We start from the raw sequence: 21,178 nt of genomic DNA, 5'->3' as shown, positions 1-21,178 counted from the left end.
CGACATCTTAGGGGCCGGCAGGGAGGAGCGTAAGAAGAGAACAGCTGCCTTTACTTTAAGAGAAGGTTGTTGTATGATGAAAAGGAAAAGATATATGAAATGGAGCGAAAAATGGATTTTTATAAAGAATTATGTAATATAACCGGAATAGAAAATGTACTTAAAGATGAGCCGATGAGCCGACATACAACTTTTAAGATCGGCGGACCGGCAGACTATTTTATTACACCGACAGGAGAAGAAGAAATCGAGAGAGTACTTCTGCTGTGCAGACAGTATAAGATTCCTTTTTATATCATGGGAAACGGCAGTAATCTTCTCGTAGGAGACAAGGGCTATCGGGGAGTTGTGCTTCAAATATTCAAAAGAATGAATGGTGTGGAAACAAGTGGTAAACAAGTGTATGCACAGGCAGGAGCACTTTTGTCGAAAATAGCGGCGAAAGCCTTGGAAGCAGGGCTGACAGGTTTTGAATTTGCTTCTGGTATTCCAGGAACATTAGGCGGTGCTCTGATGATGAATGCAGGAGCCTATGGCGGGGAAATGAAACAAGTATTGAAAAGCGCGAAGGTACTGGATCAAGAGGGGCATAGTCTTTCCCTGTCCATTGAGCAGATGGATATGGGATATCGTACCAGCACTTTTTCGAAGAATGGATATCTTGTTCTAAGCGCCGTATTGGAATTAGAACCAGGTGATAAAGAAGAGATACGGCTTAAGATGGAAGAGTTAAAGACAAAGCGGATCACAAAGCAGCCTTTGGAATATGGAAGCGCGGGAAGCACTTTTAAGCGCCCTGAAGGGTATTTTGCAGGAAAACTGATCGAAGAAGCGGGGCTTAGAGGTTTTAGAGTCGGAGATGCGCAGGTGTCAGAGAAGCACTGTGGTTTTGTGATCAACAGAGGCAGCGCGACGGCGGCTGAGGTGACAGAACTGATGGAGCAGGTGATCGAACGAGTGGAGAAAAGTTCCGGTGTACGTCTGGAGCCGGAAGTAAAGAGGATAGGAGAGTTTTAAAAATGCGATTTGTGATCGTAACAGGGATGTCGGGGGCAGGAAAATCAACGGCATTAAAAATGCTGGAAGATATGGGGTATTTCTGCGTAGACAATCTCCCCATACTGTTGATGAAAAAATTTGCAGAGATGCTTGCCGAGCCTGACACAAAGATACGAAAAACCGCTTTGGGGATCGATATCAGAGGGGGACAGGATTTCTTGGGTCTGGAAGAAAGTCTGCGGCAGATTGACGGAATGGGGATCAAATATGAGATTCTTTTTTTAGACGCGAAAGACGACGTTCTTGTGAAGCGGTATAAAGAGACGAGAAGGCAGCATCCTTTGAGCGGTTCCGGCAGGATAGATAAGGGAATCGCAAGGGAACGTGAAAAAATCGCGTTCTTAAAAATGAAGGCGACGTATATACTGGATACAAGTAAGATGCTTACCCGGGAACTGCGTCTTGAATTGGAAAAAATATTTGTGGAAGGGAAAAACTTCAAAAATCTGTATATTACGATTATGTCTTTTGGTTTTAAATACGGGGTTCCGCAGGATGCAGATCTTGTGTTTGACGTCAGGTTTTTGCCAAATCCATATTATATAGAAGAACTAAAAGCCAAGACCGGAAATGATCCGGAAGTGCAGGACTATGTGATGGAAAATGACAAAGGAAGGATTTTTCTGGCAAAATTAAAAGATATGATGGAGTTTTTGATACCCAATTATATCTTGGAGGGGAAAAATCAACTTGTTGTGGCAATTGGCTGTACAGGAGGAAAACACCGCAGCGTGACGCTTGCGAACGCACTGTACCATATACTTGAGCCGGAGGAGAATTATGGGATTCGGATCGAGCATAGGGATATTGAAAAAGATGCTTTGAGAAAGAGGAAATAAAGATGTCATTTTCTGGTAAGGTGAAGGACGAGATTGGAAAGAAAATTAGTACGGCGAGGCACTGCCAGATAGCAGAAATTGCGGCTATATTAGAATTATGCGGGACGGTTGTCGTCAATGGTTTCAATCAGTACAGTATAAAAATCCATACGGAAAATCTAGTTGTTGCAAGAAAGGTCTTTACATTAATAGAAAAAACATTTAATATAAAGACTGATATCTCTATCCGAAGAAATATTGTGAAACACAGTGTTTCATATTCTGTTATTGTAAAACGTCATGAAGAAGCACTGCGTATTCTCCAAGCGGCAAAAATGCTGGATGAGAGTCATTTGGGACTAGAAGAGATCCAATCGGTCAATCCTCTTGTCGTAAAGCAGATATGTTGCAGGCGTGCATATATCAGAGGCGCGTTTTTGGCAGCAGGCTCTATGAGTGATCCGGAGAAATCTTATCATTTGGAAATGGTATGTCCTTCGGAGAAGATGGCACAGAAGCTTCGGGAATTGATATGTGGTTTCTCTATGGATGCTAAGATCGTCCGCCGCAAGAAATCCTATATCGTATATCTGAAAGAAGGGGCACAGATAGTAGATATCCTGAATATTATGGAGGCGCATGTCGCTTTGATGGAACTGGAAAATGTCCGAATACTCAAAGAGATGAGAAACTCTGTAAATCGGAAGGTAAATTGTGAAACTGCCAATATCAACAAAACCGTATCTGCCGCAGTAAAGCAAGCGGAAGATATTACATATCTTAAGGAGACGATCGGTTTTGAAAAGTTGTCTGAAGGATTAGAAGAGGTTGCACTTGCCCGCCTTACATATCCGGATGCAACGTTGAAGGAGTTGGGAGAGCTCCTGTCTCCCCCTGTCGGAAAATCAGGGGTGAATCACAGGCTTAGAAAATTAAGCGAACTGGCAGAAAAGGTAAGGCAAGAACAAGGAGGATTATTATGATTAAAACACCAGTCGTAGTAAGGCACAGCAAAGGTCTTGACGGGAGACCGATTGCATTGTTGGTACAGGAGGCAAGCCAGTACGTAAGTCAGATACATATTATGGTAAATGGCAAGAAGATCAATGCAAAGAGTATTATGGGAATGATGAGTCTGAGTCTTGCAGAAGGGGAAGAACTTACAGTTGTAACAGAAGGTGATGATGAAAAAAAAGCTGCTGAAGGAATCAAAACATTTTTTACCAAAGTGAAACAATAAGCAGTTTATAATACAGGAAAGTAAAAGGAGGTTGTACTTTTGTACAGCCTCTTTTATAATAAAAAAGACAGACGGGAGGGATACAGGGATGAAGAAAATGTTATTTATCTATAATCCAAATGCGGGCACAGGACTTCTAAAGCCCAAGCTATCAGATGTGTTAGATATTTTTGTAAAGGGAGGGTATGAAGTCACTGTCTATCCTACGCAGAGGTATCATGATGCTTTGGCAAAGATGAAAAGTTATGAAGAAGAATATGACCTTGTCGTATGCAGCGGAGGGGATGGAACTTTAGACGAAGTGGTAACAGGAATGTTATTCCGAGAAAAGCAGGTACCTATAGGGTATATCCCGACGGGGACGACAAATGATTTTGCCAATAGCCTTCATATATCAAGAAATATATTAGAAGCGGCAGATACAGCGGTGAATGGTGTGCCTTTTTCATGTGATGTGGGTGTGTTTAATGACGATTATTTCATCTATATTGCGGCATTCGGTCTGTTTACGGATGTTTCTTATGAGACGAAACAGAGTATGAAGAATGTGCTGGGACATCTTGCCTACGTGCTGGAAGGAGCAAAAAGGCTGTTTAATATTCCTTCTTATCAGATCAAGGTGACATATGAAGACGGAGTGATAGAAGATGAATTCATCTTCGGAATGGTGACGAATTCACGCTCTGTAGGAGGATTCAAAGGAATTGTAGGGCGTGATATTGTTTTTGATGACGGAGAATTTGAAGTTACACTGATCAAGATGCCTAAGAATCCGATAGAACTAAATGAGATTGTAGCGTCTCTTCTTATTAAACAGATAGATTCAAAACATATGTATTCTTTCAAGTCAGGCAATGTACAGTTTGAGTCGCTTGAAGAGATTCCCTGGACTTTGGACGGGGAGTTTGGCGGCGAACACGATAAAGTTATTGTGAAAAATAAAAAGCAAGGGCTGCAGATCATGGTGAGGGACAACATGGTCTCCAATTTATCTGTGGATGCACAGTGATCTGCCAGGAGTCTTAAATATTCAGGGAAAATGGGAGCGCGAAAGAACAGCATGCATTCCATGATATGGATTGGCAACCATGCAGAAAAATCGCTGCTCCTATTTCATATTTGATTACCTTTTTGATTACCTTAGAATTTTAAAGAAAAAAGAAAATGCCAAAAAACCGTGTGGTTGACAGCTTTTTGGCATGTATGAAAAGTGACTCCAAGGGGAATCGAACCCCTGATTCCAGCGTGAGAGGCTAGCGTCTTAACCGCTTGACCATGGAGCCATATGAAATTTTAGCTGTGTGAAAATGAATCAATCTTTCACAAGCGAATTTTATTATACTATAAACTTCTGGATTATGCAAGAACTTTTTTGCTTTTTATTTTTTTATTTGCAAGATTTTTAATGTCTTTTTTATGCCCTGGATTTATGGATTGTTTTTTAGAGTATGATGGGATATAATGAGAACAGATTTAAAACTTATTGTCAGCCCGTTAATAGGAGTAAAGACAGAATTGGAGGAAGAGAATATGTTAGTATCAGCAACAGAAATGCTTCAGAAAGCAAAAGCAGGACATTATGCAGTAGGACAGTTTAACATTAATAATCTGGAGTGGACAAAAGCTATCCTGCTGACAGCACAGGAATGTAACTCACCGGTTATCCTGGGGGTTTCAGAGGGTGCAGGTAAATATATGACAGGCTATAAGACAGTGGTTGGAATGGTAAATGGAATGATAGAAGAACTGGGCATCACAGTTCCGGTAGCGCTGCACTTAGATCACGGCAGCTATGAAGGATGTATGAAATGTGTAGAAGCAGGCTTCTCATCTATTATGTTTGACGGTTCTCACTATCCAATCGAAGAAAATGTAGAAAAGACGAAAGAACTTGTTAAGATCGCGCACGAAAATCATATGTCTATTGAAGCAGAGGTTGGTTCTATCGGCGGAGAGGAAGACGGTGTGATTGGCAGAGGTGAATGTGCTGATCCGCAGGAATGTAAAATGATCGCAGACCTGGGAATCGATTTTCTGGCTGCGGGAATAGGGAACATTCATGGAAAATACCCAGAGAATTGGGAAGGATTAAGCTTTGATACTCTGGACGCGATCCAGCAGCTGACAGGGGATATGCCTCTGGTTCTTCATGGCGGTACAGGGATACCGGAAGATATGATTAAGAAAGCAATCGGGCTTGGCGTCGCAAAGATCAATGTAAATACAGAATGTCAGCTGTCTTTTGCGGCAGCTACAAGGAAATATGTAGAGGCAGGAAAAGATCTGGAGGGCAAAGGTTTTGACCCGAGAAAATTACTGAAGCCTGGTACAGAGGCAATTATGCAGACAGTGAAAGAGAAGATGGAATTATTCGGTTCTGTAGGAAAGGCGTAATGCCAGAGCGGGAAGAAAATAGTGTCAAAAAACGAAAGATTTACTTGCCTTTTTTCGGCGCTTGCGTTATACTAACATACGCAGATGTGACAGGGGCGTTCCAGCATGGTTGGAGTGCCCTTTTTTCTGCTTTGTTGTGAAAAAACATGGAGAAAGGGAAAAACTATGAACACAGAAAAGTTCAATGTAGCCGACATTTTTGGAGAAAATGTATTTAATGATACTGTGATGCAGGAACGGCTGCCTAAAAAAGTTTACAAGAATCTGAAGAATACGATTCAAGAGGGAAAAGAATTAGATCTTGAGACAGCGGATGTAATCGCGCACGAAATGAAAGAATGGGCAATAGAAAAGGGCGCGACACACTATACGCATTGGTTTTTGCCGCTGACGGGTGTGACGGCGGAAAAGCATGATTCTTTTATTTCCGCACCTCTTCCCAGCGGGAAGATCTTAATGAGTTTCTCTGGTAAAGAGTTGATCAAAGGGGAACCAGATGCTTCTTCTTTTCCTTCAGGAGGGCTGAGGGCTACATTTGAAGCCAGAGGCTATACAGCATGGGATTGTACCTCTCCGGCATTCGTCAGACAGGATGCCGCAGGAGCTACTCTTTGTATTCCAACGGCATTTTGTTCTTATACAGGAGAAGCACTGGATCAGAAGACGCCGCTTCTGCGTTCTATGGAAGCAATCAATGGGCAGGCATTAAGGCTTCTTAGACTTTTTGGAAATACGACGTCCAAGAAAGTGACACCGTCTGTAGGGGCGGAGCAGGAATATTTTTTGGTAAATGCGAAGAAATTTCTCCAGAGAAAAGATTTGATCTATACAGGACGTACCTTGTTTGGAGCTATGCCGCCTAAAGGGCAGGAGTTGGACGATCATTATTTTGGTACTATACGTCAGCGGATCGCTTCATTTATGCGGGATGTGAATATTGAACTGTGGAAAGTAGGCGTATCTTCTAAGACACAGCATAATGAAGTGGCGCCGGCGCAGCACGAATTGGCTCCGATCTATACAGAGGCAAATATTGCGGTAGATCACAATCAGATCGTTATGCAGACGTTAAAACGTGTGGCAAGCCAGCACGGAATGAAGTGTCTACTTCATGAGAAGCCTTTTGCAGGGGTGAACGGCTCGGGAAAACATAATAACTGGTCGATCATAACAGATGACGGTATTAATATGTTGGATCCTGGGAAGACACCCCATGAAAACATCCAATTTCTGCTGATCTTGACCTGCATTTTAAAAGCGGTAAACCGACATGCAGACCTGCTGCGTGAATCTGCGGCGGATCCGGGGAATGATCACAGGCTGGGAGCAAATGAAGCACCTCCGGCGATTATTTCTGTTTTTCTTGGAGAACAGTTAGAAGATGTCATAGATCAGCTGATCAGTACGGGAGAGGCAACACATAGCATAAAAGGTGAGAGGCTGGAAACAGGAGTTAGGACATTGCCGGAATTGGTAAAGGATGCTACAGATAGAAACCGTACGTCTCCGTTTGCTTTTACAGGAAATAAATTTGAATTCCGCATGGTTGGTTCAAGGGATTCTATCGCTTCTTCTAATATTGTATTGAACACAATTGTCGCAGAGGCGTTTTCCGAAGCCTGTGATGAGTTGGAACAGGCAGAAGATTTCCAACTTGCGGTACATGATTTGATCAAGAAATATGCGACAGAGAATCAGAGGATTATCTTTAATGGGGACGGTTATTCTGAAGCGTGGGTGGAAGAAGCGGAAAAGAGAGGCCTGCATAATATCCGTTCTATGGTTGAGGCGATCCCGGCTATGGTCTCTGATAAAGCAGTCGCTTTGTTTGAGAAGTTTGGCGTGTTTACAAAGGCAGAATTAGAGTCCCGGGCGGAGATCCAGTACGAATCTTACGCAAAGGCAATCAATATCGAAGCGCGTACTATGATCGACATGGCAAGAAAGCAGTTTATTCCCGCGGTCATGAAATATACGAAGGAACTGGCAGATACGGTTAATGCAGTGACAGCGGCGGGAGCGGACGCAAGCGTGCAGTTAGATTGTCTGAAAGAAGTGTCGGAACTTTTAAAAGAGACAAGAGAAGCGCTGAGAGGACTGGAGAATGTGGTCCGAGAAGCCGGGGAAAAAGAAGAAGGACCGGAAGAAGCAAAATTTTTCTATTATACGGTTGTTCCTGCTATGGAAAATCTGCGTACACCGGTGGATAAACTGGAGATGATCGTTGATAAAGAAGCGTGGCCTATGCCGTCTTATGGAGATCTGCTTTTTGAAGTGTAGAGAAATACAGAAAAAGGGAGCTGTACATATACAGCTCCTTTTTTCTGTAAGAAAGTTAGTGAGTGCTGCCTTTTCCGCTTCCTCCGACGACGATATCATCGTCCACGATAGGCTGCAGCCAGAGTTCTCCTGGCGTTTCGGGAATATAAGGCATCAATATGTAGGAAGGGTAATCCTTGTCGCGATAAATCTTGTAATTGATCGTATTTGCGCTTGGGATTGGTCCAAGGTGATCCATTTTAGCCTGCCATGCACCGGATTGAGGCTCGAAGTTGTCCATGGCTTTGATTTCCAGTTCAATCGCAGAGCCTGCCGGGAATACCATACCAATCGGATTGATCTCGATAACGTACTCGCGGATTTCGCCTGGGGTCACAGGGATTCTCTTTGTATAGTCATGTACCGGGCGGCCGATCTGACTCTTTTCTTTATCAAGCGGATAACTTGCTTTCAGAGATCCGGTGCGGCATACAGGAAGGCGGGTTCCGCCGGGGGTGATCTGATGCAGTTTTACGATGAAGTTGGCGTCGCTGCTGTCGATTGCTGCCCATAGATGGAGCTCGATCGGTCCGGTGAATTCTGTCGGACGGTTGAAGCGGTCTGTACGGTAAGTCAGTTTTTCCACCTCTGTAGTAATGTGAGGAGGACGGTGTGTAAAACTGTCTGGCGGCAGACTGCCTTCCACGACAGGTTCCCAGCGCAGGTTGCCGAATGTATGCAGATAAAGTTTTTTCCAGTGTGTTCTTGCCAGTGGATATTCGTGTTCGTAACGATAACCACGTCCGATAATATTTAATTTCATCGGAGGTTCGTCTACAATACCGGTATCGATACCTTTCATCCAGTAATCATACCAGCGAAGTTGTTCCTCGTTCATGAAGCGATAAGGCAGTTCCATGCCATTATATCCTTCCATGACGCCGCAGCGTTTGTATACGTTTAGTTCTTTGGAGTTCATGGCATTAAATACAGGAGCTGACCAACGTCCGTTAGGAGCCCATCCGCACTTAAAGTATACAGGCACCTTGATTTTGTCATACTTATATTTCATAGAACGTGGGCGCCAGAAATCATCTTCTTGTGGATGCAGCAGGTAGTCCAAATAGAAAGTATGATATTTTGGAGGCCATACGTTGAACATTTTGTTGAAATATGTGTTGATGGCAATATCTGGATCTTTTTGTACTTCTTCAATCCGTTCTTTCATTTCTTCTTCAGACATCATTTTGCTGGTCCAGGTAACAGGATTATTTGCCGGACACAGTTCCCAATACATGTTCATATACGTATCTGCGACACCGCCGTAATAGCCGTGCTGGTAATAATCATCCGTATAGCTAAGAGGCATGATACATACTAGATGCGGAGGCTGCAAAGCAGCGGTAAGCGCCTGGATGATGCCAAAATAAGAATAACCGGCTAGGGCTACTTTTTCGGTACTCCATGGACATTCTGTACCTGCCCATTCTACATAGTCATAAACATCTTCCTGTTCCTGCGGATTATATACGCCCAGGTATTCGCCTTCGCTGCGTCCGATACCGCGTCCGTCGGGAATGATATAGGTATATCCCCTTTGTACAAAGAAATCAATATCGCCAGCTTCCAGACTATGGTCAAAATAGTTGGATGTTCCCGGCAAAGAGCCGTGGCGCATGCGCTGCATTTTCTTGCCGTAGGCGGAATATGCAATGAGAGAAGGCGCTTTTTCTATCTCTGCCGGATGGTATACGTCTACATATGTTTTTGTTCCGTCTCGCAGGATGACTTCTACGTTTTCTTCTAGTTTTACGGTATAGACCGGTTTGGAGAGTTTATCAAGATTTTTGGTGTAACGTCTGTCCCAATATACAGGAACTTTTTCCAGACCGGTCTCTTCATAGAATTGTTCTTGGTTCATAATCGTACCTCCTATGTTTTGATAAACCCAGTATATCGGAAAATAGTATATAAAGTCTGTCTATAATGTGACACAAGAGAAAAATTTCTGAAAAAATAAAATCAGATATTCAGTTCGCTGTCCAAAATAATATCCAGAAGGCGGTTGAAATCTAGGACTTTTAAATGTCCGCGTTCGGTCTGGATAATATTTTCTTTGCGCCAGTTTCCTAAAATCTTGGCGGCAGTCTGGCGTGCCATACCGGAAGAAGCTGCAAGGGAGCTCTGGGTGATGCGGATCGTCATATTCTTTTGGCTGCTGTTGGTCGTCAGATTGACGATGATGGAGGCCAGACGTCCCGGAGCATCCAGATACATGGCGTTGACCATATGCTGCGCGGAATTTAGGAGGCGGTCGATCAATTCCTGGATGATGACACGGCAAACAGAAGCGTTGTCCCAGACGGTTTTTAAGAACCAAGTTTTGGGAAGCGAGATCAAACGGCAGTCTTCCAGTGCCAGAGCCGTGTTGGGATAGGGTTTATCGCAAAGCATTCCCATTTCACCGAAATATTCCCCATCATTTCGTACTTTCACGATCACATCTGCGCTGCTTCCATAGAAAACCGACTCCATAACATATCCCGACTGGATGATATAAAGGTGGGCGGAACTGTCGCCGATATAATAGATCGCTTCCCCTTTCTTTTTTGCGAGGACCTTACAGTGGGAGGCCAGTTCGATCAGCTGGTGCATAGTGAGCTCTCGGAAAAGGGCAGTAGATTTTAGGATAGGGAAAATTTCCTGCTGTTCTTTAGAAAGTTCATTCAATTTGAGTGAGTTTTGAGTTGTTGCCATGTTATCCTTCCTTTCTAGATGATCAATAGTTCTAGCAATACTTATCGGCATGATTTGCCTGATAAGATATACCCATCCGGGTATCCGCGCAATACATGCTTTATAGGGGACGCCTGATAAGGTATAATTTATAAAATTCTATCACAAAAGAATACAGAATTAAAGAAAAATTACAATTTATGTAATCTTTCTGAGATAATGCTATTATAAAATGCACAGAAAAAATGAAAGATAAAAAATAAAATTATGCAAAGTAGTGAAAATGTAACTTGAGTGACAGAAGGGGGTTTTTAAAATATTTATAATAATGCCATAAAAAATCTGACAGAAAAGAGGTAATGGGATGAAAAAACAGAAAATGAAACTCATGTCATGTATTCTGATGGGGGTTGGAAGTATTATTGGTGCCAGCGTATTTGCATCGACACCGATCGCCATCAAGATTGTCGGTGGGAATGGCATTGTTATTGGATTCATTTGCGCGGCGCTGTTCGTATTCCTACGCAGTATCCCGGAAATGCTCCTTGTTTCTGCTCTTCCGGCAAATGGTGGTTCTTACATGTATCTGACCCGTATGGTACATCCGGTCATGGGAACTTGGGACGCTTTCAATGAATTGGCTGTGGGAGTTTTGAAGATCGGCACAATGGCGCTGACTTTTTCTACCTATTTCTGTATGTTGGTCCCGGCGTGTCCTGAATGGCTGGCGGCATGTGCCTGTATTGTCCTTTTCACCATCATTTCCTGCTATGGGATTAAGATTTCTTCTACCGTCCAGGATATTTGCGTGGCAGTGCTTTTAGTAGCGCTTGCTGTGTATATCTTAGGCGGCTGGGGAGCGACGGTCGTATCTCTAGGAGAAGTGATCACGTCTACGGTACAGCTGAGCGCTTTGTGGGCAGCTATGGGAATCATGCACGGCAGTTTGATCGGGGCGAACGTATTGTACTACTCTGCGGAGGAAATTGAGAATCCGGGAAAGAACGTGCCGATCGCTTATCTGGTAAGTACATTGGTAGTAGCAGTCGTATATGCGCTGATCGCTTACATAACAGTCGGTGTGGAACCGAACTTCTACGAGATCGATAACCTGGCGACGGTGGCAGATAAATTCATGAGTCCGGCAGTATGGATATTCTTTATCGCAGGAGGCGCCCTGCTGGCGATCGTGACGAGTATCAACTCCGCTATGATGATGTTCTCTCGTATCAACTTTGCGGCTGCCAGAGACGGTCTATTCCCGCAGAAAATTTGCGAGAACAACAAACATGGAGCGCCGGCATGGTCACTGTGGCTGAATTCTATTTTGGCAATGGCGATGATCATTGGCGGTTTCAATCTGGATGACGTGGTAAAAGTAACGACGATCCCAGGACTGCTCCTTTTACCGATCACATTTTTAAGTGTCTTCATGCTGCCAAAATATTATCCGAATGCGTACAAAGCAGCTTATATTAAGACGCCTCATGTCCTCAACTGTATTTTGACGGCGGCAGCTGCTGTCATGTCAGTAGTCCTTGGATATTATGTGTTGTTCCAGATGGCGCCGCACAATTGGATCATGATGATCTGCTATTACGCAGTGGCGATCGTTTATACACTGGCACGAAGAAGTTATGTGCAGAAAAAAGATGGGTATGATATCTTCAAACGAATGAAAGAAACATATGAGCCATGGGAAAAATTAGAAGAGGCTGCCAAAGAACAGCTGGGAGTAAAGGCTGTAAAATAAACAGGAAGCAGTGTGAAATAGAAAAATAAATTTTGAAAATGGTGTGTATGTGACAACGCTGCACACCTATTTCTTTTATGATGACAATAGAATAAACAAGGAGGTAAACGTAAATGAAAAAAAGATTGACAGAAGTTCTGGGCATTGATACGCTGCCTAATTATTGGGACAAAAGATACGTGAAGAATCTTGATAAGCTCTCTCGTCCAAAGTATGAAGTGGAAGTACATTCTGACGTGTGGATGACACTTAGAGACGGAGTCCGCCTTTGCGTAGATGTATATCTGCCCAAAGGAGCAGGCCCGGTTCCGGCTTTGGTAAGTTGGTCGGCTTACAGTAAAGAAATGCAGGGGATCAAACGTGGAGCGATCCCGCCGGAGTCTTTACTTTTTGATCATAGCCTGGAGGCAGGAGATATAGAGTATTTTGTGAAACGCGGATATGCATATATCATTCCGGATCCAAGAGGGATCGGCAAGAGTGAAGGAGAATTCTACGGTGTTTATAATCCGCAGGAACACAAAGACATTTATGACTTGATCGAATGGGCGGCAGTACAGGACTGGTGCGACAGCAATGTGGGCATGGTCGGCTACTCCTACTTTGGTATCTGTCAAATTCTTGCGGCAGCACAGCAGCCGCCACATTTGAAATGTATCATGCCGTGCTCGTTTGTGGACGATTACTATCAGCATGGATATTACGGAGGTGTTCCCTCTACCTACATGAGCATATACTGGGAACTTTGTCCGTCTAATAAGCCTGTGCCGTGGACGCTGAAGATGTATGGTGAGGAAAAGACAAAAGAGATGATGGAAGAACGTCTGAAAGATCCAGATATCGCGGTCAATTCTTATTTTACGAAGATCTTGACCACGTGGCCGCCTACATATCATACATTCTATCTGGACTACCTGCTCCATCCGCTGGATGATGAGTATTGGAAGCAGCGTTCTGCAAATCAGATGTATGATAAGGTAAAGGTACCGGTATATCTGCACTGCGCATGGTCACCGCTTGGAAGATGGAGTCCGCCGATCTTTTCAGCTATGAATGACGACCGACTGGATGTGCCGAAGCGTCTGGGAGTATTGGAAGGATATGATGGACTGGAATTGCCGTACCGCGCACTGAATGAAGAATGCTTGAGGTGGTACGATCATTGGCTCAAAGGCGTGGATACAGGGATCATGGATGAACCTAAATATAAATTCAGTGTTCTCAATGCCGGCACACGTTATGAGGACGAATGGCCTCTGGCAAGAACAGAATGGAAGAAGATGTATCTGCGTTCCTTCAACCGTCTGCGTTGGGACAGAGAACCGGATAAAGATCTGCCGCCGGATGGATTTACCCATCTGCCGCCGTCGATCTCCACAGAGGTCAATAAGATCATATATAAATCTTCTAGGTTCCCACAAGCAAAGGAAATCACAGGACCGATCGAACTTCATTTGTGGGCGTCTATCGACGCGGAAGATGCAAATTTTGTATGCAGCTTGTTTGACGTGCTGCCTGACGGTACGAGAATGCCGCTTCTTCGTTACGGCGCTCTGCGTGCTTCTCATCCAATGGATGAAGAAAAGAGTCAGATCGGACGCCCGGTACACGATAACAGTGTATCTATTCCGGTTACACCGGGAGAGATCCGCGAATATGTCATCGAGATGAATCCGACTTCTATGGTGATCCCGGCAGGACATTGGCTGGAACTGGAGATCACAAGTCAGTGCCCGAATGCATGCCATACAGAGTCCTGGACGGGAAAAGTAGGAAATATGAATGTCATTCCTACAAATACAACGACATCTTATAAGATCTATCGTGACAATAATCATCCGTCTTATTTGCTGCTGCCGCTCGTTCCATACACAGATTCAGAAAAATGGGTACAGCCGTTTGAGGATGACTATGAAATCGAAATAGAAGATGAATAGGACAGTGCGGAAGCGTAAGAGATAAAGTAAAAAGATATAGCAAAGAGATGTAAAAAAGATAGAAGAAAAGGGATATTGACTGGTCAGGAAGGTAAAAGACAGATCAGCCGATATCCCTTTAAATATGTAGAAATACAGCTGTATAAATATATGATTATAATATTTATATAAATATATGTAATTGATTATAAAGATAGACTGTTCTATAATGTGGCTGTAAGGAAAAGAATAAATTACCAATTCCGGCAGTAATTCCGGGAAAAATCAGGAGAGGATAGGTTATGGTCGAAAAGAAGATAGAAAATGGAATGGAATGGCGTACAGAGAAGGATTCAATAGGTACAAAGGAAATACCGGAAGATGTATATTATGGGGTGCAGTCCCTGCGGGCGGCGGAGAATTTCAGGATCACGGGACTGTCCATGCATCCGGAGATCATTAATAGCCTGGCGCAGATCAAAAAGGCGGCGGCGATCACAAACTGTGAAGTGGGGCTGCTGGAGAAAAAGATCGCTGACGCGATCGTGAAGGCGTGCGATGAGATCATAGAAGGAAAATTACATGATGAATTTATTGTTGATCCTATCCAGGGAGGCGCGGGAACATCGATCAATATGAATGCAAACGAAGTGATCGCAAATCGGGCGATCGAGCTGCTTGGCGGAGAGAAAGGCGATTATTCGATCGTTCATCCAAATGATCATGTAAACTGTGGGCAGTCTACGAATGATGTTATTCCCACAGCAGGAAAGATCACATCTTTGAAGCTGCTGAAAAACGCAAAAAAGGAATTAGAACGTCTTTATAAGGCTTTTTGCGAAAAGGCAGAAGAATTTGACGGAATCATAAAGATGGGACGGACACAGATGCAGGATGCAGTGCCGATCCGTTTAGGGCAGGAATTTAAGGCATATTCTGCTGCTATCCGCAGAGATATCAATCGTATGGAGATAGCCCAGGAAGAGATGAAGACATTGAATATGGGAGGAACGGCGATCGGAACAGGGATCAATGCAGACGAAAAATACCTGCGCAGGATCGTACCAAATCTTGCCGAGATCACAGGGATGGATCTGGTACAGGCATACGATCTGATCGACGCGACACAGAATCTGGATCCTTTTGTGTCTGTGTCAGGTGCAGTAAAAGCGTGTGCGGTAACGCTTTCCAAAATAGCCAATGATTTCCGTCTGATGTCCTCCGGACCACGCTGTGGCTTTGGGGAGATCAATCTTCCGGCTAAACAAAATGGATCTTCGATCATGCCGGGGAAAGTTAATCCGGTCATCCCTGAGGTTGTCAACCAGGTTGCTTTTAATATCATTGGAAACGACATGACCATCACGATGGCTGCGGAAGCCGGACAGTTAGAACTCAATGCTTTTGAACCGATCACGTTCTATTGCCTGTTCCAGTCTATCGACACACTTGCCTATGCAGTGGAAACATTCGTAGATAATTGTGTGTCAGGCATTACTGCGAATAAAGAACGCTGCAAACAGCTGGTAGAGAACAGTGTGGGGATCGTGACTGCGCTTTCTCCGCACATAGGATATGCAAAGGCGGCGTCTTTAGCAAAGGAAGCGCTTAAGACCGGTATTTCCATCCGAGAACTGACGCTAAAAGACGGGATTTTAAGTGAAGCAGAGCTAAATGACATATTGGATGTGAAGAATATGACGGAGCCCGGTATTTCCGGAAGGGAGCTCTTGCTGAAAAAGAAATAGAATAGACGTTGTGTCAGACGAATGACAGTAAAAAAGTCACCGTTCCTTTATACTTAACAGTAGAAACAGAAGGGACGGTGGTTTTTTATGGCAGACTATACATGGACGTTTGATAAAAGTTTTCTTGTATTTCTTTTGATCGTGTTTGTGGCTTTTGCTGTGGCGGGCAAGACGAGATCTCTGCTTCCCATGCCCCTTATATATGGGAGCTTGTTTATGACGGGGTTTGAAACTGGCATACTTCCAAGGGATATGCTCTTGTCGGCAAATATGATCGCGGTAGGAACGATCGCTTACAATGTGCTGGTCGTACATTCTGGGACAATGGTGGATCTGAAAATGCTTGCCGCGCGGAAGAAAGAGACAGCTGTGTGCGTGACGTCGGCGCTTGTGATGGTTTTGGTGTCCGGAGTCGTGCTTATGCCTGTATTGGGAAAGGAGTTTGCGCTTGCAGCTCCGGGGTCTGTGATCGGAGGCGGCGCTTCCTGCGCTATTGCTTCCAGACTGGTTCTGGAAAAGGCGCCTGCCTTGTCCGTATTTCCCTGGCTTATTTTTATGCTGCAGGGCATTTTTTCCGTGCCGGTGGTGACCTGGGCACTCAAACGGGAAACGAAGGCGCTGCTTTTGGAATATAGGGCAGCTGACAGTATAGCAGCACAAGAGGGAAGTGCTGCCGGGAAAAAAGTACCTGACGCAAAACAAGTGCCCTTACAAGAAAAACGCCAAAGAAAGCTTTTCTGTGACAGCATACCGCGAAAATACAAAAATACGGCATACTATCTGGCGATCATCATGGTGGTTACGGTTGTCAATAATCTCTTGCACCAGACGGTACTCTCGGGTCTGCATTTGAATCCAAATGTGACGGCGCTGTTATTGGGACTGCTCCTCGGCAGTCTGGGAATTATAGATAAAGCGCCTTTGTTCAAATCGGATTCTTACGGTCTTCTATTGCTTGGTCTGATGGGATTGATGGCAAATACACTTGCGGGATATTCTCTGTCGGAACTTTTGGCGTTTCTTCCGCCTCTTTTGCTGGTGTTTTTCATATCTTCCTTGATGTTGCTTTTCTGCGGCTTATTGGGGGCAAGAGTCTTTCATTTTCGTCCGGAGCAGGGGATCCTCCTGACTATGAACTGTATGATGGGTTTTCCGGTCAATGCGCTGTTGACAGAACAGGCGGCGCGCGCGGCGAGGACAGAAGCGGAGGCGGGATATATCAAGAGCCGGACGGCGCCGCTTCTGGGGATTGGTACAATGCTGATATCCAACGGATTATCGATCATTTTTGTGAGTGTCATGGCTATGTTTCTATAGAAAAAGTAAGAAGTCTGAAAACAGCTGTTTTCTTTCTGGCCGGAAGATCCCGGTTTGGATTGGAGCAGCTGTTTTTTACTTGCAAAGAGAAAAAAACAGGTATATGATTGATAAAGTAGCTTTAGCATATCGGCGCAGAAGAAGAGACTGCCGCTGATATGAAGAAACAGGATGGAGAAAAAAGAAGGAAACAGTTAACATGAAAGGAAAAATAGGATATGTATATTTATGTATCACCTTTTTTTGTTGGGGAAGCATTTACATAGTAGCAAAATATGCCCTGGCAGAGATGGGACCAATCACGGTTTCTCTTTGCCGCTATCTCGTGTCAGTCATATGTCTTGCCGTTATTTTAAAAGTAAAAGGCAGTAGAAAACCAGTGAAGAAGGAACACTGGAAGTATATTTTTGTTGTAGGGGCAGTAGGATATTTTGTCTCGATCGCCTGCCAGCTTGCAGGTACGAATTTGCTGAACAGTTCCCTCGCCTCTTTGATCAATGCAATGAATCCGATCACGATTTCTATATTGGCAGCAATTTTATTAAAAGAAAAGATCCGGAAGAAGAATATAGTAAGTATTCTTATCTCCCTTGTGGGCGTTTACATTATATTGGGAATAGGAGACGGCGGTATCAGTACGTTGGGTGTGATACTTTCTGTGCTTTCTGTGGTGTTCTGGTCTGGGGCGTCGATCGCTATACGTAAGATTTCATCGGAATATGATCCGGTACAGACGGCATTATATGGCATGTGCATTGCTCTGGTCTTAAATATTCCGGCTGCTGCTGCGGAAAACGTGTTCGTTGTTCAGAGTACGGTTACGAAGGAAGCGGCATTTGCCTGCATATATCTTGGGATATTTGGAACGGCCGTTGCGCATACTTGTTGGAATAAAGGCCTGCAGCTTTTGGATGCCAGCACCTGTTCTATGTTTTATCCGATGCAGCCTCTGGCGTCCGCGGTGCTGGGAGTTTTGATCCTGCACGAAGTGTTGACATGGAATTTTATTGCAGGCGGTTTGGTTATATGTGTGGGTATCCTGATCACAGTGATGCCGGAAAGGAGAAAGAAAAATGCAGACAGCGGCAGATTTAAGAAATCTATTAAATAAGATCGATCATAGAGGGTATCCGGCTTATAAGGATACAAAAGGGATATACCAGTTTCCGGGATATGTATTATCTATTGATCATGTACAGGGAGATCCATTTGCGTCGCCGTCAAAGGTCAGTGTGTTTGTGAAAGGAAGGATGGCAGCATTTCCAAAGGCGCTGTATGAAAAAGATTGGCAGAGGATCGCGCTGCAGGATGAATTGATCAGGCAGTTTGGAAGGCAGGTCGGACAGTTTGCGTTTAAGGCGAAAGGTTCCGGGAAAAGCGGTCTTATCTCTGTAAGCCGTCCAGGGCAGGAGATATTGGAACGTACTTGCTGTCAAATAGACGGAACGGCAGGAGATGTGACTGTACGCATGGAGATTGGATTTCCCGCAAATGGGAGAACGATCAATGCAAGAGAATTGATCAAAATTTTGTTCGAGTTTCTTCCGGTTTGCGTAGAAAAAGCATTGTACTATAAGAATCTGCGCAAGGACAGGCTTAAAGAAATTGCTGATCTGGCAGAGGATCAGCGGTATATACGAGAGCAGCTGGATAAAAGAGGGCTGATTGCTTTTATTGCCAATGGAAGTATCCTGCCAAGGGAATCCGGTGTCTCTGACAGACCAATGAAGAATGGGATCGCTTTCCGGTCTCCAAAAGAACTGGAAGTAAGTTTTGACCTGCCGCACAAAGGAACGATAATCGGAATGGGGATCAAAAAAGGGATCACGCTTATCGTAGGAGGCGGCTACCATGGAAAATCTACACTTCTAAAAGCACTTGAATTGGGAGTGTATGATCATATTGCAGGGGATGGAAGGGAGTATGTCATTACCGACAGCACGGCTGCGAAAATACGGGCGGAGGATGGCAGAAGTATAGAGAAAACAGATATTTCTATGTTTATCAATGATCTGCCTAATGGGAAAGATACCGTGGGATTCTGTACAGAAGATGCCAGCGGCAGTACTTCGCAGGCGGCCAATGTAGTAGAAGCAATGGAGGCAGGGAGCCGTCTTTTATTGATCGATGAAGATACAAGCGCTACGAATTTTATGATCCGAGATGAGCTTATGCAGAGAGTGATCCATCGTGACATGGAACCAATCACACCATTTATAGAGAGAATCCGGGAATTGTACAGTGAATATGGTATTTCGACGATCATCGTAGCAGGCAGTTCCGGCGCATATTTTCATATCGCGGACTCTATTGTGCAGATGGAACGTTATATTCCAAAAGATATTACGCAGAGAGCAAAAAAAGAAGCGGAGCAGTTTCCGGTCTTAAGTGTGCCGGAAGAAAAGGCGAAAGTACCAGTGTTCTCCAGATGCCCGAAAGCGAACACTGCATGGAAGGGGCAGGAGAGGATTAAGATGAAAACGCTGGGAAAAGAGGCAGTGCAGATAAACCGGGAGTCGATCGATCTAAGATATGTAGAGCAGATCACCGACAGTGAACAGGTGACAGCGCTGGGGTACTGTATGCGGTATGCACAGAAATATCTGTTTGATGGGAAAAGAACTATGCGGGAAGTAGTAGCAGAATTGGAGAAAAAGATACAAAAGGATGCATTGGCAGGCTTGTGTGGAAATAGCTCCAGTATTACAGGGATGGCCATGCCGAGAGCACAGGAAATATTTGCCTGTTTCAATAGATACAGGGGGCTGAAAGTATGAGATTTTTTCATTTGTCAGATCTGCATATTGGGAAGACACTCCACGGGTATTCTCTGAAAGAAGACCAGACGCATATTTTAAATGAGGTTGTGGAGTATGCAGGAAAACTCTGTCCGGACGCGGTCGTGATCTCAGGAGATATTTATGACAAGGCGGCGCCGTCTGCGGAGGCAGTGTCCATCTTTGATACATTTTTGACGGAACTGGCGGCGCTGCGTCCCAAAGTGCCGGTCTTGCTGATCTCCGGGAATCATGATTCGGCAAAGAGGCTTGACTATGCCCGCAGGATCCTCGCAGACCAGCAGATTTATATTGCGGGGCAGGTTCCCGCGCAGCCAGGGGAGCATATGGAAAAGGTGAGTCTGATAGATGGATTTGGGGAAGTAGATTTTTATCTGCTTCCATTTTTAAAACCGGGATATGTCAGAGAGCTGTTTGCGGAAAAAGAACTGTCTACTTACAGTGAGGCGGTGTTTGCGATGATAGAGAGGGAGCATATTGACTTTTCCAGGAGAAATGTTCTTGTGTCCCACCAGTTTTATACAAGAAAAGGACAGGAGTCTGTAACCTGTGATTCGGAGGTTTTTTCAGTAGGAGGTATTGACAATGTGGACAGCCATATTGTAGAGGCCTTTGATTATGTGGCGTTGGGGCATCTTCATGGTTCACAGACAGTAGGAGACGAACATATCCGGTACTGCGGAACACTGTTGAAGTATTCGGTTAGTGAAGCGTCACATGAAAAGACGCTCCATGTGGTGGAATTAGGAGAAAAAGGACAGCCGGTAAAGATAGAAAAGCTGCCATTACATCCGAAAAGGGATGTGCGCATATACCGCGGAGAATTGGATGAGATTCTTGAAGCAGCGCAAAAAGAAGAAAAAGATTGTATAGAAGACTATGTCAGCATTACATTGACGGATGAAAAAGAGCTGTATAAACCAAAAGAACAGTTGGAAAGAGTGTTTTCACACATTCTGGAGATACGGCTTGACAATGCCAGGATAAGAAAGAAGCTTGCATTTGACAATGAAGAGGTGATTTTGCGTTCACCCGTATGTGTATTTGCAGATTTTTTCCGAGAAATGCAGGGACGGGAATTATCTGAAGAAGAGCGTAAAGTAGTAGAAACAGTAGCGGAAACAGCAGGAGGTAGATAAG

Annotated in this window: 16 protein-coding genes and 1 tRNA gene; 14 read left to right on the top strand and 3 right to left on the bottom strand. The window is 44.3% G+C overall.

Annotated features, from left to right (window positions below):
- Positions 1 to 99 precede the first annotated feature (99 nt).
- The 5 genes from murB (at position 100) to WKT01_RS10135 (ending at position 4,126) form a co-directional block, all read left to right on the top strand.
- Positions 100 to 1,017, top strand: coding sequence for a UDP-N-acetylmuramate dehydrogenase (gene murB / locus WKT01_RS10155; protein ID WP_340312269.1), 918 nt, complete (start codon positions 100 to 102; stop codon positions 1,015 to 1,017).
- A gap of 2 nt (positions 1,018 to 1,019) precedes the next feature.
- Positions 1,020 to 1,898, top strand: a complete 879-nt coding sequence (rapZ, locus tag WKT01_RS10150; protein ID WP_059066702.1) for an RNase adapter RapZ — start codon at positions 1,020 to 1,022, stop codon at positions 1,896 to 1,898.
- Positions 1,899 to 1,900: 2 nt separating this feature from the next.
- A complete protein-coding gene (gene whiA, locus WKT01_RS10145; RefSeq protein WP_340312268.1) occupies positions 1,901 to 2,860 on the top strand; it encodes a DNA-binding protein WhiA in 960 nt (319 codons plus the stop codon).
- A complete protein-coding gene (locus WKT01_RS10140; RefSeq protein ID WP_059066704.1) occupies positions 2,857 to 3,117 on the top strand; it encodes an HPr family phosphocarrier protein in 261 nt (86 codons plus the stop codon). The genes whiA and WKT01_RS10140 overlap by 4 nt, the downstream gene beginning before the upstream one ends.
- A gap of 88 nt (positions 3,118 to 3,205) precedes the next feature.
- Positions 3,206 to 4,126, top strand: a complete 921-nt coding sequence (locus tag WKT01_RS10135; RefSeq protein WP_059066879.1) for a diacylglycerol/lipid kinase family protein — start codon at positions 3,206 to 3,208, stop codon at positions 4,124 to 4,126.
- Between the two features lie 202 nt (positions 4,127 to 4,328).
- On the opposite strand, the gene WKT01_RS10130 is transcribed toward WKT01_RS10135, so the two are convergent.
- Positions 4,329 to 4,400: transfer RNA gene (locus tag WKT01_RS10130), tRNA-Glu, on the bottom strand.
- Between the two features lie 247 nt (positions 4,401 to 4,647).
- Here WKT01_RS10130 and fba point away from each other — a divergent pair.
- Positions 4,648 to 5,511, top strand: coding sequence for a class II fructose-1,6-bisphosphate aldolase (gene fba / locus WKT01_RS10125; RefSeq protein WP_059066880.1), 864 nt, complete (start codon positions 4,648 to 4,650; stop codon positions 5,509 to 5,511).
- A gap of 165 nt (positions 5,512 to 5,676) precedes the next feature.
- Positions 5,677 to 7,791, top strand: a complete 2,115-nt coding sequence (locus WKT01_RS10120) for a glutamine synthetase III family protein (protein WP_059066881.1) — start codon at positions 5,677 to 5,679, stop codon at positions 7,789 to 7,791.
- Positions 7,792 to 7,846: 55 nt separating this feature from the next.
- On the opposite strand, the gene WKT01_RS10115 is transcribed toward WKT01_RS10120, so the two are convergent.
- Together WKT01_RS10115 and WKT01_RS10110 are read right to left on the bottom strand one after the other, a co-directional pair.
- Positions 7,847 to 9,691, bottom strand: coding sequence for a CocE/NonD family hydrolase (locus tag WKT01_RS10115; RefSeq protein WP_117974897.1), 1,845 nt, complete (start codon positions 9,689 to 9,691; stop codon positions 7,847 to 7,849).
- Positions 9,692 to 9,792: 101 nt separating this feature from the next.
- Positions 9,793 to 10,527: a Crp/Fnr family transcriptional regulator gene (locus WKT01_RS10110; protein ID WP_340312267.1), complete on the bottom strand. Its 735-nt coding sequence runs from the start codon at positions 10,525 to 10,527 to the stop codon at positions 9,793 to 9,795.
- A 343-nt stretch (positions 10,528 to 10,870) separates the two neighbouring features.
- Here WKT01_RS10110 and WKT01_RS10105 point away from each other — a divergent pair, with 343 nt between their 5' ends.
- From WKT01_RS10105 to WKT01_RS10075, 7 genes are all read left to right on the top strand, one after another.
- Positions 10,871 to 12,259 (top strand): APC family permease, encoded by a 1,389-nt coding sequence (locus WKT01_RS10105; RefSeq protein WP_117974901.1) that lies wholly within the window; start codon positions 10,871 to 10,873, stop codon positions 12,257 to 12,259.
- A 113-nt stretch (positions 12,260 to 12,372) separates the two neighbouring features.
- Positions 12,373 to 14,196, top strand: a complete 1,824-nt coding sequence (locus WKT01_RS10100; RefSeq protein ID WP_117974903.1) for a CocE/NonD family hydrolase — start codon at positions 12,373 to 12,375, stop codon at positions 14,194 to 14,196.
- 308 nt (positions 14,197 to 14,504) lie between these two features.
- The gene (locus WKT01_RS10095; RefSeq protein ID WP_445299693.1) at positions 14,505 to 15,923 is read left to right on the top strand and encodes an aspartate ammonia-lyase; all 1,419 of its coding nucleotides are present in this window, start codon (positions 14,505 to 14,507) and stop codon (positions 15,921 to 15,923) included.
- A gap of 87 nt (positions 15,924 to 16,010) precedes the next feature.
- Entirely contained in the window at positions 16,011 to 17,240 is a 1,230-nt protein-coding gene (locus WKT01_RS10090; protein ID WP_340312266.1) for a hypothetical protein, read from the top strand.
- 199 nt (positions 17,241 to 17,439) lie between these two features.
- Entirely contained in the window at positions 17,440 to 18,351 is a 912-nt protein-coding gene (locus WKT01_RS10085) for a DMT family transporter (RefSeq protein WP_340312264.1), read from the top strand.
- Positions 18,314 to 20,017, top strand: coding sequence for an ABC-ATPase domain-containing protein (locus WKT01_RS10080; protein ID WP_117974909.1), 1,704 nt, complete (start codon positions 18,314 to 18,316; stop codon positions 20,015 to 20,017). Before WKT01_RS10085 ends, WKT01_RS10080 begins: the two co-directional genes overlap by 38 nt.
- Entirely contained in the window at positions 20,014 to 21,177 is a 1,164-nt protein-coding gene (locus WKT01_RS10075) for an exonuclease SbcCD subunit D (protein WP_059066712.1), read from the top strand. The genes WKT01_RS10080 and WKT01_RS10075 overlap by 4 nt, the downstream gene beginning before the upstream one ends.
- Position 21,178: the final 1 nt, after the last annotated feature.

The organism is Mediterraneibacter sp. ICN-202921 (assembly GCF_037890075.1).
Classification (GTDB): Bacteria; Bacillota; Clostridia; order Lachnospirales; family Lachnospiraceae; genus Mediterraneibacter; species Mediterraneibacter massiliensis.
Note: the sequence above shows the minus strand (reverse complement) of the source record. Positions and strands in the feature narration are given on the sequence as shown.

Excerpts from the sequence above, each read along its gene's own strand:
- murB (WP_340312269.1), top strand. The coding sequence starts at position 100 with ATGGAGCGAAAAATGGATTTTTATAAAGAATTATGTAATATAACCGGA.
- rapZ (WP_059066702.1), top strand. The coding sequence starts at position 1,020 with ATGCGATTTGTGATCGTAACAGGGATGTCGGGGGCAGGAAAATCAACG.
- whiA (WP_340312268.1), top strand. The coding sequence starts at position 1,901 with ATGTCATTTTCTGGTAAGGTGAAGGACGAGATTGGAAAGAAAATTAGT.
- WKT01_RS10140 (WP_059066704.1), top strand. The coding sequence starts at position 2,857 with ATGATTAAAACACCAGTCGTAGTAAGGCACAGCAAAGGTCTTGACGGG.
- WKT01_RS10135 (WP_059066879.1), top strand. The coding sequence starts at position 3,206 with ATGAAGAAAATGTTATTTATCTATAATCCAAATGCGGGCACAGGACTT.
- fba (WP_059066880.1), top strand. The coding sequence starts at position 4,648 with ATGTTAGTATCAGCAACAGAAATGCTTCAGAAAGCAAAAGCAGGACAT.
- WKT01_RS10120 (WP_059066881.1), top strand. The coding sequence starts at position 5,677 with ATGAACACAGAAAAGTTCAATGTAGCCGACATTTTTGGAGAAAATGTA.
- WKT01_RS10115 (WP_117974897.1), bottom strand. The coding sequence starts at position 9,691 with ATGAACCAAGAACAATTCTATGAAGAGACCGGTCTGGAAAAAGTTCCT.
- WKT01_RS10110 (WP_340312267.1), bottom strand. The coding sequence starts at position 10,527 with ATGGCAACAACTCAAAACTCACTCAAATTGAATGAACTTTCTAAAGAA.
- WKT01_RS10105 (WP_117974901.1), top strand. The coding sequence starts at position 10,871 with ATGAAAAAACAGAAAATGAAACTCATGTCATGTATTCTGATGGGGGTT.
- WKT01_RS10100 (WP_117974903.1), top strand. The coding sequence starts at position 12,373 with ATGAAAAAAAGATTGACAGAAGTTCTGGGCATTGATACGCTGCCTAAT.
- WKT01_RS10095 (WP_445299693.1), top strand. The coding sequence starts at position 14,505 with ATGGAATGGCGTACAGAGAAGGATTCAATAGGTACAAAGGAAATACCG.
- WKT01_RS10090 (WP_340312266.1), top strand. The coding sequence starts at position 16,011 with ATGGCAGACTATACATGGACGTTTGATAAAAGTTTTCTTGTATTTCTT.
- WKT01_RS10085 (WP_340312264.1), top strand. The coding sequence starts at position 17,440 with ATGAAAGGAAAAATAGGATATGTATATTTATGTATCACCTTTTTTTGT.
- WKT01_RS10080 (WP_117974909.1), top strand. The coding sequence starts at position 18,314 with ATGCAGACAGCGGCAGATTTAAGAAATCTATTAAATAAGATCGATCAT.
- WKT01_RS10075 (WP_059066712.1), top strand. The coding sequence starts at position 20,014 with ATGAGATTTTTTCATTTGTCAGATCTGCATATTGGGAAGACACTCCAC.